The organism is uncultured Sphingomonas sp. (assembly GCF_946477935.1).
Taxonomy (GTDB): Bacteria; Pseudomonadota; Alphaproteobacteria; order Sphingomonadales; family Sphingomonadaceae; genus Sphingomonas.
Genome location: NZ_CAMLAC010000103.1, coordinates 1 through 12,644 on the forward strand (window position 1 = coordinate 1; position 12,644 = coordinate 12,644).

Below are 12,644 nucleotides of genomic sequence, written 5' to 3' on the forward strand. Positions count from 1 at the left end.
CCTTGACGGTGAGCGTCATTGCGGAGGAGGCGAAGATGTCGCCGGTCTGGTCGGTGCGGTGCGCCCAGCCGGTGGCGTCGGCGGCGGCGTTGGGGCCGGGGCCGGGTGCTGCGTCGGCGAGGCTGCGGTCGAGCGCGATCGTCACGCGGACGATGTTGGGGGCGTAGGGTTCGATCGCGACCTGTGCGCCGTTGCGGTCGACGGTCGAGAGCGGCGTGGCGAGCGCGGGAGCGGCGGCGATGGCGGCGAGCGCGGTGCCGGTGGCAAGGAGATGTCGCAGGAGAGGCATAGGTAAGGGTTCCTGATGGATGATGGGATTCAGACGAGGCCGCGGCCGTCGATGCGGACGGCGGGAACGAAGCCGGCCGCCCGTTCGCGGGGCCAGTCGAGATGGAGGCCGGCGGCGTCGCGGCGGTGACGCACGGTGCCGCCGCCGAGCAGGGTCACACGTTCGATCGCGCCTTCGCGGGCTGTGCCGAGCGATTTGATCGTGATCGGGCCGGTGGGCGGCGCCAGGAACAGGGCGTAGAGTGCGCCCTTGTTGGTGGTGAAGCGGATATCCTGCGCCGTGAAGGGCTTGGCCGCGCCCTCATTCTGCATGCCGGTGGCGAGCTGCGTCGGCCCCTCGCCATAGATGCGCCACGGACGCGAGCCGAAGATCGCTTCGCCGTGTACGGTGATCCAGCCGGCCATGCCGTCGAGGATCTTCTCCTCCTCCGCATCGATCGAGCCGTTGCCGGGCTGGGGAATGGAGAGCAGCAGGTTGCCGTTCTTGGACACGACATCAGCGAGGCGCTGCATCACCTGTTCGGCGGTCTTGTACGACCGGTCGTTGAGGCGCGCGACGTTGTAGAACCAGTCGCCGATGCACGTATCGGTCTGCCACGGCTCGTCCCACAGGCGATCGGCAAAGCCGCGCTCGACATCCTGGACCAGACCGAAACGCTGGTGCGGCTGCAACTGCTTGGCGGTCAGGACGACGTCGATCTTGCCGTGCCATTCGATCGAGCGGTTGTAATAGTCCGCCGCCGATTCCAACCCTACGGGTCCGAAGGGCAGCCCGTAATCGTCGAAATAGCACAGGTCGGGCTTGTACTTCTCGATCAGGTCGGTCTGGCGGAGCAGCCAGCGCGTGACATAGGCGGGATCGTCCTTCGGCCCCGTCTCGATCCACTGGCCGTTATTCTTGTCGTGCCATGCGTTCATCGCCTCGATCGTGTCGATGCCGTCGGGCAGTACGGCATGGCCGCCGGTATAGAGTTCCTGCGGGTCGAGCCCATCCCACCATTGGCCGCGGCCATCCGCTTTGCGCAGGCGGAAGGCATCATAACGTTCGCCCTTCCTCGGGCCTACGGGATCATAGCCATAGGCGGTCTGATACCAGTGCCAGGCGTGGGCGGCATGGTTGGATACGCCGAAGCGAAGGCCGGCCTTGCGCGCCGCCTTTTCCCAGATGCCGACCACGTCGCGCTTGGGACCGACGCGCGTGGAGTTCCACGCATGATAGCGGCTGTCGTAGCAATCGAGATTGTCGTGGTGGCAGGCGAGCGCGACGAAATATTTGGCGCCGGCGCGGACATAGCGCTGTATCAACGCATCGGGATCCCACCGCTCGCCTTTCCAGCGATGTTGCAGGTCCTTCATGCCGGTGACCGAGGGATGGCCATAGGTCTTCAGGTGATGCTCGTACATGGGGTGACCCTGCATGTACATGAAGCGGCCATACCAGTCGCCCTGTTCGGGCACCGACTGCGGCCCCCAATGCGACCAGAGGCCGAGCTTGGCGTCGCGAAACCAGTCCGGATAGCGGTAATTCTGGACGAGAGACGGCCATGTCGCCTGTACCGGCCCCCTGGCGGTGCCCATCGGGCTGGCGGCGCGTGCGGCCGTGGCAAGGCCTAGGGCGGCCGTGCCGGCAAGGAAGCTGCGGCGGTGGAGGTCGATCACTTGGAAGCTCCCAGAACCCTGGTGATCGCGGCCAGCGCCAGCGGGCGCATGACGGCATAGCCCGCCGGCGTCGGGTGAACGCCGTCAGTGGCGAGGCCAGGCTTCATCGCGCCGTCCGGCGTGGCAAGCGCGCTGTGGTAATCGACATAGGCGTGCCCGTTGGTGCGGGCGTAATCCCGCAACCAGCGGTTCATCGCCGCGATCTGCGGCACCGGACGCTTGTCCTTTGCCCAGGGAAAGGCCGCAGCCGGCGGTATGGACGCGAGGATGACCTTGATGCCGTTGGCACGGGCGAGTTGCGCCATGCTGGCGATGTTGCCCCGCACCGTCGCCATCGTCGCCGCGCCCGTGTTGCCGGCAATGTCGTTGGTGCCGGCCATGATATGCACCGCGCGGGGACGCAGGGCGAGGACGTCCTGGCGGAAGCGAACCAGCATCTGCGGCGTGGTCTGCCCGCTGATGCCGCGATCGACGCGGCCGTCCCGAAACATCGACGGATCGGCGTTGATCCAGTTGTCGGTAATGGAATCGCCCATGAAGACGATCTGCGGCCGTGTCTTCAGGGCGGCATTGGCGGCGGCGTAGCGGCAAAGCTGGCCGAAATCGCGGGTGAGCATGTGGAGGTTCCACATCTGCCATCCGCCTCCTTCGGGGCGGGGATGGACGGGACACGGATCGGCGACGATACCGACCGGATCGCCCGCATGTGGATCGCCGGGCACGTTGGTCTGCGCCGACAGGGCGGCGCTGCACAGCAGGGCCAGACCGGCACCGGTCAGGGGGGCGCGTCGCATCCTATCGTCTCCTGTGATGGGCTTGGACAAGCGCCTGTTCGATCGCAGCCTCGGCGATCGGTGCCATGCGGCCATAGGCGTTGTCCAGCGGGTGAACGCCGTCCCTGGTATAGTCTCGCGCCATCAGCCCCGCGCCATCGACCAGCGCCGTATGATAATCGGCATAGGCATAGCCACGGCGGGCGCAGAAGGCGCGCAGCCAGCGGTTCAGCGCCACGATGGTAGCCGGCCTGCGTTCCTTTACCACGTCGCGGGCGGCGGGCGTGTAATCGTTGACCGGCAGCAGCGAGGCGAAGACCACAGCGATGCCGTGCGCGTCCGCCAGATCGGCCATCGCCTCCCAATTCGCCTCGATCTGTTCGGGCGTTTCCTGTTGCAGAAAACCCTGAATGTCGTTGATGCCGGCAAGGATGACGACGGCCGCCGGCTTCAGCGCGACCACGTCCTGATGGAAGCGGAGCAGCATCTGCGCGGTGACCTGGCTGCCGATGCCGCGGTTGATATAGGCGCGCCCCGGGAAGCTGGCCGCGAGGTTCCACTTGTCGGTGATCGAGTCGCCGAGGAAGACGACGCGGCGCTCACCACGCTTCGGGCTTCCGAGCGCCGCATTGGCGGGGGCGTAGAGATAGCGTTCGCCGAAATCCTGCATCAGACTGGGGACCAGGCGGGCGCGGAAGGGGCCGAGCCACTGGCCCCAGTCCCGCTCCGCCACCGTGCGGCGTTCGGGCGAGCTTTGATAGTCCTGCGCGGCGGCCGGCACCGCCGGCAGGATCGTCAACAGGGCAAGGGCGGCACGCCTCATGCCGGGAGGATGCCCTGCCGCGCGGCAAAGGTGGCAAAGAGCGACGGCCATGTGCTGGCCGATTGCGCAGCCGGCAGACGGACGCCGAAGCCGTGCCCGCCATCTTCAAAGATGTGCAGCGCCGCCGGGCGGCCGGCGGCGCGCATCGCCTGATACACGGCGATGCTGTTGTCGGGCGGGACCAGCCCGTCGTCGCTGGCGTGGACGAGCAGGATCGGCGGGGTGGCCGCATCGACGCGTGTCTCGATCGACCAGTCCCGACGCTGGGCCGGGGTCTGTTCAGGGCCGAGCAGCATGTCGCGCGAGCCGGCATGCGTGAAGGGCGCGGTGAAGCTGATGACCGGATAGACGAGGCCGGCGAGATCAGGCCGGGCGCTCAGCCGGTCGGCGGCGTCGACCGGGGTGTAGGTGGGCAGCGCGTGGCGCGTGGCAAGCGAGCCCGCCAGATGACCGCCGGCGGAAAAGCCCAGCACCGCGACACGGTTCGGCGCAATGCGGAAGCCGGTGGCACGCGCGCGGATGATGCGCATCGCACGCTGCGCATCCTGAAGCGGGACAACCGCACGGTTCGCCCAGCCTTCGCCTGGCAAACGGTAGAGCATGATAAAGGCGGTAATGCCGCGTGCGTTCAGCCAAGCCGCCTGCGACGTGCCTTCATTGTCGTAGGACAGGAAGCCGTAGCCGCCGCCCGGGCAGAGCAGCACGGCCGCCCCATTGGGCCGCGCAGGGCGGCGAACGACAAGCACAGGACGGGCGATACCCGTCACCCAGCGATCGGGCTGGGCACCGCCGCGGGACTGATCCGCGACCTTGCGCACGATGCGCGCGCCAGTGTCGCCGGGGGGCGGGCCGGGCCAGAGTTCGACGATCTCGTCGGCCGATCCGATCTGGGCTGTGGCGGGCATGGCTGAAAGCGCCGCGGCGCCACCGATCAGCGTACGGCGGGACAGGATCGGCACGGTCATGCCGGAAGCCCACCCCACTGCGGGACCAATCGATCCGAAATGTCCGACATAGAAAGCGAGGGGCGGGTGGCATGCGGCAAGACGGGAGCCACCATGTTGCTGCCTGGCGTCGGCGTTTCATACCCTGACGGCTGTGTCATCGCTCCCCCTGACCGCATGGTATCGTTCCCTTGCTGCGGTTGCCGATACCCTGACGGTGATCTTCGACGAAATCAAATTTAATCTTCAATGGGCCTATTCCTCAATAACTTATCTCTCGCTATGCAGGCGGCGAGTTAGCGCTCTCACAGATGAGTGCTGCACGGTTTTAGGAGGGATGACGATGGACGCATGGGCCCCCGCGCGCCGCACCGATCGGATGCGCTTGTTTTCGACCGCATCGATGGCCGCCTTGTTGATGGCATGGAGCATGCCGGCGGCGGCGCAATCATCGGACAATAGCCAGACGCCGGCCCCGCAGAGCGGCACCGTGCCGCCAAGCGGCGATGCCGAAGCGGCCAGCCCGCAGGGCAGCGGCGCGGTGACCGATACGGAGGCGGCGGACATCGTGGTGACCGGCGTGCGCGCCAGCCTGTCGAGCGCGCAGGGGATCAAGCGCAACGCGTCGCAGATCGTCGATTCGATCGTGGCGGAAGACATCGGCAAGCTGCCCGACCGCAACGTGGCGGAGGCGCTGCAACGCATCACCGGCGTGCAGATCCAGCGCAGCTTCGGCGAAGGCAGCTCGGTGGCGATCCGCGGGTTGAGCCAGGTGCGGACCGAGGTGAACGGGCGCGACGTGTTCACCGCCAGCGGTGGACGCACGCTGAGCCTGGAGGACGTGCCATCCGAACTGCTCGCCGGGATCGACGTGTACAAGAACCCGTCCGCCGACCTGATCGAAGGCGGTATCGGCGGCCTCATCAATCTGCGCACGCGCAAGCCGTTCGACTTCAACGGGCTGAAGATGTCGGCGAGCGCGACCGCCAACTATTACGACCTGCGCGATACCACCACGCCGCAGGCCAATATTCTCGTCTCCAACCGCTGGAACACGGGCATCGGCGAGATCGGCTTGCTGGTCGACCTGGCCTATCAGAAGACGGCGTTCCGCCAGGACCAGATTTCGAGCGAGCCGTTCTTCCGGCTGGACCCGGCAACCGAACTGGGCGCGGCGACGCTGGCAGGCCTGGGGCGGACGGGGCAGGAGACGTTCCTGCCGCACGGCGTGGGCATCGGCCAGTATCTGGGCGACCGGCGACGCATCGGCGTGGATGTGGCCCTGCAATGGAAGCCGACCGACACGCTGCTGCTGACCGGCGAGTATGTGCGCTCGGACTACAAGTTCCAATATGGCGACTACAGCTTCTTCGCCTATACCGGCCTCAATCCGATCACGCCGGACTTCACCGCACCCTTCACCTATGACGCGGACGGCAATTTCCGCAGCGGTACGTTCGTCAACGTGCCGATCAATTCGAACACCAGCCTGGAGCGGCGCAAGTCGGTGACCACCGACTATTCGCTGAATGCCAGGTGGACGCCGACCGACCGCCTGACGATCAACGGCGACTTCCAGTATATCCGCGGGACGACCGACGGGCAGCGCTCGATCGTGATCCTCAATTCCAATGCCGAGCGGCTGTTCCAGCGGGTCGGCAGCGGCGTGCCGACGATGATCATCTCGCCGGACAACGATCCCACCAATGGCGACGGCCTGCTGCTGAACCCGGCCAATTACGCCACGCCCGGCGGCTATCTGGACAATATCAGCCGGTCGGTGGGCGAGCAGTATACCGGGCGGTTTGACGTCGATTACGAGTTCGACACCGGCTTCCTGAAGTCGATCGCGGCGGGCGTGCGCTATACCGACCGGTCGGCGGTCAGCGACAACAGCATCTATGCCTATTACGGGCTGACCGAGACGCCCTATGCGCTGCTGGAGCCCCGCATCTTCGGCGGCGACCTGTATCGCGGCTATCGTGGAATTCCCGAAGGCGTGATCGCATTCAACCGCGACCTGGTGCTCGATTACGACGCGACGCGCAGCGCGCTGGCGCCGTTCGTCGGTGCCGAGCAGCGCCAGGCGCTGCTGAACGGGGTGTCCTATGCCCCCAACGACCGCAATACGCAGGGTGAGAAGACCTATACCGCCTATGGCCTGGTGAAGTTCGGGGCAGACGATCTGGCCATCCCGATCGACGGCAATATCGGCGTGCGCGTGGTCAAGACCAAGGTCAGCACAAACGGCTTCTCCGCGCAGACGCCGCAGGTGCAGACCGGCGTGGATGCCGTCACCGGCGCGCCGGTGTTCGGCAACGGCCCGATCAACTTCGTACCGCTGGGCGTGGATTCCGACTATACCAAGGCGCTGCCCAGCCTGAACCTGCGCTTCCGCTTCACGCCGCAGTTGCAGCTTCGCCTGGCCGCATCCAAGGCACTGACCCGGCCGGACTTCACACAGCTCAATCCCAACATCAACATTGTGGAGAATAACCCGTCGGGCGGCGCGCGGCAGGCCTCGACCGGCAACGCCAACCTCCGGCCGCTGACCGCGGATCAGCTTGATGCGTCGCTGGAATATTATTTCGCGCGTACCGGCCTGATCTATGGCGCGGTGTTCTACAAGAAGGTCGACGGCTTCATCGCCAATATCCAGAGCCCGCAGCAGTTCGACTTCGGCAACGGGCCGTTCACCGTGCTGGTGAGCCAGCCGGTGAATGGCGACAACGGCAAGATCAAGGGCTTCGAAGTGGGCGGCAACACCTTCTTCGACTTCCTGCCGGGCGTGCTGTCGGGCCTGGGTGTGCAGGCCAACTTCACCTATGTCGACAGCAAGGCACCGAGCCCCGATGCGCAGGACACCTCCGGACAGGCGCTGACGGTGCCGCTGGAGCAACTGTCCAAGTACAGCTACAATCTGGTCGGCATCTACGACAAGGGCCCATTGTCGGCGCGCGTCGCCTATAACTGGCGGTCGAAATATGTGGTCACCACGCGCGGCAATGGCAGCGGCAATCTGCCGATCTTCAACGATGCGCGCGGGCAGGTGGATGCATCGATCACCTACACGGTCACGCCCGCATTCGCGCTGACGGTGGACGGCATCAACCTGACCAACACCGAGAACCGCACCTATTACGGCATCGCCAGCCGGCCGCAATCTGCGGTACTGAACGACCGCCGCGTGAGCATCACGGCACGCTTCACCTATTGACGATCGCGCGAAGGGCCGGTGGTGCCGGCCCTTCGCGCCCACCTCGGGGGGACACTCATGACCAGCCAGCCATTTTCGATGATCGGCCGAACCCTGGCCACCCTGTTGGCCACCGCTGCGATCGCCAGCAGCACCGCTCAGGCCGCCGACACGCAGGCACCGGTTCGTGCGATCGACCTCGATCTGGCGCGGGCGGGCGAACCGCTGGACCGGTCGTTCGACCTGTCGGTCGGGGCGGACTATCCGGGCACGCTGATCCGGCCCGACAGCCTGGCGCAACTGGACACGGCGGTGAACGAGCTGGGCTTCCGCTATGTCCGGTTCCACGACATCTTCACCGATGCACTGGGCACCGTGCAGCGGCGCAACGACAAGATCGTCTATGACTGGACGAAGATCGACCAGTTGTACGATGCGCTGCTGGCGCGGGGGATCAAGCCGTTCGTGGAGCTGGGCTTCACCCCCGGCCCGTTGAAGACGTCGCCACAGACGATCTTTTACTGGAAGGGCAACACGTCGCATCCGCGGATCGAGGAATGGGGCAAGCTGGTCGATGCGTTCGTGCGCCACCTGCGCGACCGATACGGCGCGGAGGCGGTGCGCGGCTGGTTCTTCGAGGTGTGGAACGAGCCCAATCTGGACGGCTTCTGGGAGAAGGCGGACAAGGCGGCGTATCTGGAGCTGTACGAAACCAGCGCGCGCACGATCAAGGCAATCGACCCGGCGCTGCGCGTCGGCGGCCCGGCGACCGCGGGGGCGGCGTGGGTGCCCGACCTGCTCGACCATGCCGCGGCCAAGAACATCCCGATCGATTTCGTCACCACCCACACCTATGGCGTGGATGGCGGCTTCCTGGATGAAAAGGGCGAGGACGACAACAAGCTGTCGACCAATCCGGATTCGGTGGTGGGCGATGTGCGGCGGGTGCGCGAACAGATCGCTGCATCGAAATTCCCGACCCTGCCGCTCTATTTCACCGAATGGAGCGCAAGCTACAATCCGCGCGATCCGGTGCATGACAGCTATGTCAGCGCACCCTTCATCCTGTCGAAGCTGCGGGCGACGCGGCCCTATGCACAGGGCATGAGCTACTGGACCTATAGCGATCTGTTCGAGGAAGCCGGACCGCCGCCGACGCCCTTCCATGGCGGGTTCGGGCTGATGAACCGCGAGGGCATCCGCAAGCCGGCATGGTTTGCGTACAAGTATCTCCACATGCTGCACGGGCGCGAGGTGCCGAGCACGGACACGCAGGTGCTGGCGACGACCGACAAGGGGCAGACCGGCGTGCTGCTGTGGAACTGGCAGCAGCCGGCGCAGACGGTCAGCAACCGGCCGTTCTTCACGAAGCTGCTGCCCGCCACGCCGTCGGCCGATGCCGAGATCCGCCTGTCCCACCTGACGCCCGGCCGCTACCGCGTGGCGGTGCGGCGTACCGGCTATCAGGCAAACGACGCGCATTCCCGCTATCTGGAAATGGGATCGCCCAAGTCGTTGACCCCGGCACAGATCGGCGAGCTTCAGGCGCTGACCCGTGATGCGCCGGAGATGCAGCGGACGGTGCAGGTCGGTCGCGACGGTCGCTACGTGTTGCGGGTGAAGATGCGCAGCAACGATGTCGTGCTGGCGACGCTGGAGCCCGAGAGCAAGCGCTGAGGGCAGCGGAAATCATACAGGCGGGGATCATCATGCACCTTCGATCACGCATGTCGTGCCTGCTCGCGCTAGCGCTTGTCGGCGGGGTGCCGGGCGTGCGGGCGGAACCGCCGGCGGCGCAGGTCTATCAGTGGCGCAACGTCACGGTGGGGGCGGGGGGCTATGCGCCCAACATCGTCTTCAGCCCGGCCGAGCGCGGGCTCGCCTATCTGCGGACCGACATGGGGGGCGCGTATCGCTGGGACGCGGGGTTACGCCGCTGGGTGCCGTTGCAGGACGACAATGCGGTGTCGAGCCATATGGGGATCGAAAGCATCGCCCCCGATCCGCGCGATCCGGATGTGGTTTATATGGCCGCGGGCATGAACGCGCGCCAGCCGGCCGCGATCATGCGCTCCGCCGATCGCGGCGCGACATGGCGCGTGGTGCCGGTGCCCTTCGCAATGGGCGGAAACGAACCGGGACGGGGCCTTGGCGAGCGGCTGGCGGTGGATCCCGGCGATCCGCGTACGCTGTTCTTCGGATCGCGGCATGACGGATTGTGGCGCAGCGACGATGCCGGGGCGAGCTGGCGCCCGGTGGTTGGCTTCCCGGTCAAGGGGCTGGGCTTGCCCAAGGGGCGTGACGGGCATGGCGGCGTGTCGTTCGTGGCGATCGACCCGACGGGGACGCGGCCCGGTATGCGGTCGCGGCGGATATGGGCGGGCGTGGCGCAGGTAGGCGCCGGCGCCTTGTGGCGGTCCGACGATGGGGGCGAAAGCTGGACGGCGGCGGATGCACCGCCCCTGTTCGCGGCGAAGGGTGTGGTGGACAGTCGCGGTGTGCTGTGGGTCGGATATTCCGACGGCATCGGGCCAAGCGACGCCAGGACGGGCGCGGTATGGCGCTATGGCCGCGACGGTACGGGGCGTGACGTCACGCCGCCGGACTGGCGCGCGGCGGGGGCCGAGGGTGGGTTCCTGGGCGTTGCCGTTGCAAGGTCTGCGCCGGGCACGGTCGCGGTATCGACGATCGACCGGCACAAGGCGGGGGACTCGCTGTGGGTGACGCACGACGATGGGGCGCACTGGGAGGATATGGGTCCGCGCAGCCGGCGTAACGTGTCCGCGTCGCCCTTCCTGTTGCACGAGGGCAAGGGGGCCGATTTCGGGCACTGGATTTCCGGGCTGGCGATCGATCCGTTCGATGCGGGGCATGTCGCCTATACGACGGGGGCGACGGTGTATGCGACGGCGGCACTGAGCGCCAGGGGGGCGATCGACTGGACGCCATGGGTGCGCGGGATCGAGCAGACCGCGATCATCACGCTGATCTCGCCGACCGGCGGTGCGCCGCTGGTGTCGGGGTTCGGCGATCTGGCGGGGTTCGTACACCGCGATCTGACCCGGTCACCCGCCCCCAGCTTCATCAACCCGTATCTGTCGAACACGAATACGCTGGATTATGCGGGGCGTGCGCCGAATGTGATCGTGCGCAGTGGCAGCCTGTATGTCGATCGGCCGCGCGATGCGTCGCTGGGGCGGTCGGAGGATGGCGGGTTGACCTGGGTGCCGGTGCGGGTGCCGCCGCAAGGGTCGCCGGAGGCGCGCGACGACCTGATGGGGGAGGCGGCGATCAGCGTGTCGGCCGATGGCGCCACCATGCTGGTGTCGACGCTGATCCCACAGATGACACGCGACGGCGGCCGGTCATGGCAGCGGGTGCGTGGCCTGCCCGGCCGGACGCGCGTCGTGGCCGACAAGGTGGCCCCGCATGCCTTTTGGGCGGTGGATGTCGCCGGTGGACGCCTGCTGGCGTCGCGCGACGGCGGCGCCAGCTTTGCGCCGGTCGCCGGGCGTGGGTTGCCGGCGGACCTGACACCGGCAGGACGGCAGGGGCGCGAGGCGCAAAGCGCGCTGCTCGCCACGCCTGGCCGCAGCGGCGACCTGTGGCTGCAGGCGGGAACACGGCTGTTCCACAGCAGCGACGGTGGGGCGAGCTTCGTGGCCGCCAGCGGCGCCCTGTCGGTCGAACTGTTCGGGCTGGGGCGCGCGCATCTGTTCGCGATCGGCACGCTTGGCGGCGTGCGCGGCATTTGGCGCTCGGCCGACCAGGGCGCGTCCTGGGTGCGGATCGACGACGATGCGCATCGCTGGGGCGGGCGATACCGGGTGATATCGGGCGATCCCCGGCGAGCCGGCCGGGTGTATGTCGGTACCGATGGTCGCGGGCTGTTCTACGGCGATCCGGTGGAGGCGCGCTGAGCCGCCCCCGTCACGCCGCGTCCAAGGTGAAGATGCGGGCCATCGGCGCCCATTTTTCGGGCGATCCGGCGATCCGCTGCTGAAAGCGGTCCATCGCGGCCTGCCAGCGATCGTCGGTGGCGCGCAGATGATCGGGGATCGCGCGCGGCCAGTCTGCCGAAACTTCCGCGACCATGAACAGGCGGGTATCGAACCGCCATATCTCCATCGCCTCGTAGCCGGCGGCGCGGATACCTTCCACCACCTCCGGCCAGACGGCGCCGGGGGCGTGCGCGGCTTCATAGGCGGCGATAAGCTCGGCATCGTCGACCAGATCGAGCGCGAAGCAGATACGTTTAGCCATGTGCGATCCTTCTGCCGTTGGCAGGCTGGCACTATGGGGATGGTGGAGGGCCGTCAAACCGGCGACATTGCGAGGCATCGGTACAGCGCCTAGTCGATAGGCGGCACATGGCAGGAGGACGCACGAAAATGGCGGAGCGGAAGGAGCGCAAGGGCAGCTATGCCGCGCCAGCGCTCGACAAGGCGTTCCTGGTCATCGAACTGCTGGCGGATCATCCGCAAGGATTGCTGGCAAGCGAGATGGCGAGCGCGCTTGGGCGGTCGCTGGGCGAGCTGTTTCGTATCGTCGTGGTGATGGAGGCCGCCGGCTATCTGCAGAAGTCGCCGGTTACCGACCGCTACACCATCACCTACAAATTCCTCGACATCGCGTACCGGGCGACCCCGACGCGGCAATTGACGGCGGCGGCGGTGCCCGAGATGCAGGCGCTGGCACGTGCGACGGAGCAATCCTGCCATCTGGTGGTCGCCAAGCACGCCGAGGGGCTGGTGATCGCGCGCGAGGAAAATCCGGGGGTGCGCGGCTTCGCCCTTCGACTGGGCGCATCGATCGACCTGTTGCGGAGCTGTTCGGGGCAGGTGATCCTGGCGTTTTCGGCACCGGCGGCGGCAGAGCGGCTGCTCGACCGGATCGAGGCGGCACGCGGCGTGGCCATCGACCGCGCCGAACTGGCGGCACGCCGCGTGCCGCCTCGATCC

General features: G+C 67.0%; 9 protein-coding genes and 1 pseudogene. 4 read left to right on the forward strand and 6 right to left on the reverse strand.

Annotation, left to right across the window (positions count from 1 at the left end; all coding sequences use genetic code 11):
• From Q0U08_RS11870 to Q0U08_RS11890, 5 genes and pseudogenes are all read right to left on the reverse strand, one after another.
• Positions 1-289: pseudogene (locus tag Q0U08_RS11870) on the reverse strand (alpha-glucosidase); the annotation flags it as partial.
• Positions 290-318: 29 nt separating this feature from the next.
• Positions 319-1,947, reverse strand: coding sequence for an alpha-L-fucosidase (locus Q0U08_RS11875; RefSeq protein ID WP_298091620.1), 1,629 nt, complete (start codon positions 1,945-1,947; stop codon positions 319-321).
• Positions 1,944-2,741 carry an SGNH/GDSL hydrolase family protein gene (locus tag Q0U08_RS11880; RefSeq protein WP_298091621.1) on the reverse strand — a complete coding sequence of 266 codons (798 nt, stop codon included), beginning with the start codon at positions 2,739-2,741 and terminating at the stop codon, positions 1,944-1,946. Before Q0U08_RS11880 ends, Q0U08_RS11875 begins: the two co-directional genes overlap by 4 nt.
• Position 2,742: 1 nt before the next feature.
• Positions 2,743-3,543, reverse strand: a complete 801-nt coding sequence (locus Q0U08_RS11885; RefSeq protein ID WP_298091622.1) for a GDSL-type esterase/lipase family protein — start codon at positions 3,541-3,543, stop codon at positions 2,743-2,745.
• Positions 3,540-4,508, reverse strand: a complete 969-nt coding sequence (locus Q0U08_RS11890; protein WP_298091623.1) for an alpha/beta hydrolase — start codon at positions 4,506-4,508, stop codon at positions 3,540-3,542. Before Q0U08_RS11890 ends, Q0U08_RS11885 begins: the two co-directional genes overlap by 4 nt.
• A 322-nt stretch (positions 4,509-4,830) precedes the next feature.
• On the opposite strand from Q0U08_RS11890, the gene Q0U08_RS11895 reads away from it, so the two are divergent.
• The 3 genes from Q0U08_RS11895 to Q0U08_RS11905 are packed head-to-tail and all read left to right on the forward strand — an operon-like array spanning position 4,831 to position 11,603.
• Entirely contained in the window at positions 4,831-7,704 is a 2,874-nt protein-coding gene (locus Q0U08_RS11895; RefSeq protein ID WP_298091624.1) for a TonB-dependent receptor, read from the forward strand.
• A 57-nt stretch (positions 7,705-7,761) separates the two neighbouring features.
• Positions 7,762-9,360 (forward strand): cellulase family glycosylhydrolase, encoded by a 1,599-nt coding sequence (locus Q0U08_RS11900; protein ID WP_298091625.1) that lies wholly within the window; start codon positions 7,762-7,764, stop codon positions 9,358-9,360.
• Positions 9,361-9,392: 32 nt separating this feature from the next.
• The gene (locus tag Q0U08_RS11905) at positions 9,393-11,603 is read left to right on the forward strand and encodes a hypothetical protein (protein ID WP_298091626.1); all 2,211 of its coding nucleotides are present in this window, start codon (positions 9,393-9,395) and stop codon (positions 11,601-11,603) included.
• A gap of 10 nt (positions 11,604-11,613) precedes the next feature.
• On the opposite strand, the gene Q0U08_RS11910 is transcribed toward Q0U08_RS11905, so the two are convergent.
• Positions 11,614-11,946, reverse strand: a complete 333-nt coding sequence (locus Q0U08_RS11910; RefSeq protein ID WP_298091627.1) for an L-rhamnose mutarotase — start codon at positions 11,944-11,946, stop codon at positions 11,614-11,616.
• 128 nt (positions 11,947-12,074) lie between these two features.
• On the opposite strand from Q0U08_RS11910, the gene Q0U08_RS11915 reads away from it, so the two are divergent.
• The coding region (locus Q0U08_RS11915; protein ID WP_298091628.1) for a helix-turn-helix domain-containing protein at positions 12,075-12,644 on the forward strand (570 nt) is incomplete at its 3' end.

Bases quoted from the DNA above. Each gene is read 5' to 3' on its own strand.
- Q0U08_RS11895 (WP_298091624.1), top strand. From the start codon at position 4,831: ATGGACGCATGGGCCCCCGCGCGCCGCACCGATCGGATGCGCTTGTTT.
- Q0U08_RS11905 (WP_298091626.1), top strand. From the start codon at position 9,393: ATGCACCTTCGATCACGCATGTCGTGCCTGCTCGCGCTAGCGCTTGTC.
- Q0U08_RS11890 (WP_298091623.1), bottom strand. From the start codon at position 4,508: ATGACCGTGCCGATCCTGTCCCGCCGTACGCTGATCGGTGGCGCCGCG.
- Q0U08_RS11885 (WP_298091622.1), bottom strand. From the start codon at position 3,543: ATGAGGCGTGCCGCCCTTGCCCTGTTGACGATCCTGCCGGCGGTGCCG.
- Q0U08_RS11900 (WP_298091625.1), top strand. From the start codon at position 7,762: ATGACCAGCCAGCCATTTTCGATGATCGGCCGAACCCTGGCCACCCTG.
- Q0U08_RS11880 (WP_298091621.1), bottom strand. From the start codon at position 2,741: ATGCGACGCGCCCCCCTGACCGGTGCCGGTCTGGCCCTGCTGTGCAGC.
- Q0U08_RS11910 (WP_298091627.1), bottom strand. From the start codon at position 11,946: ATGGCTAAACGTATCTGCTTCGCGCTCGATCTGGTCGACGATGCCGAG.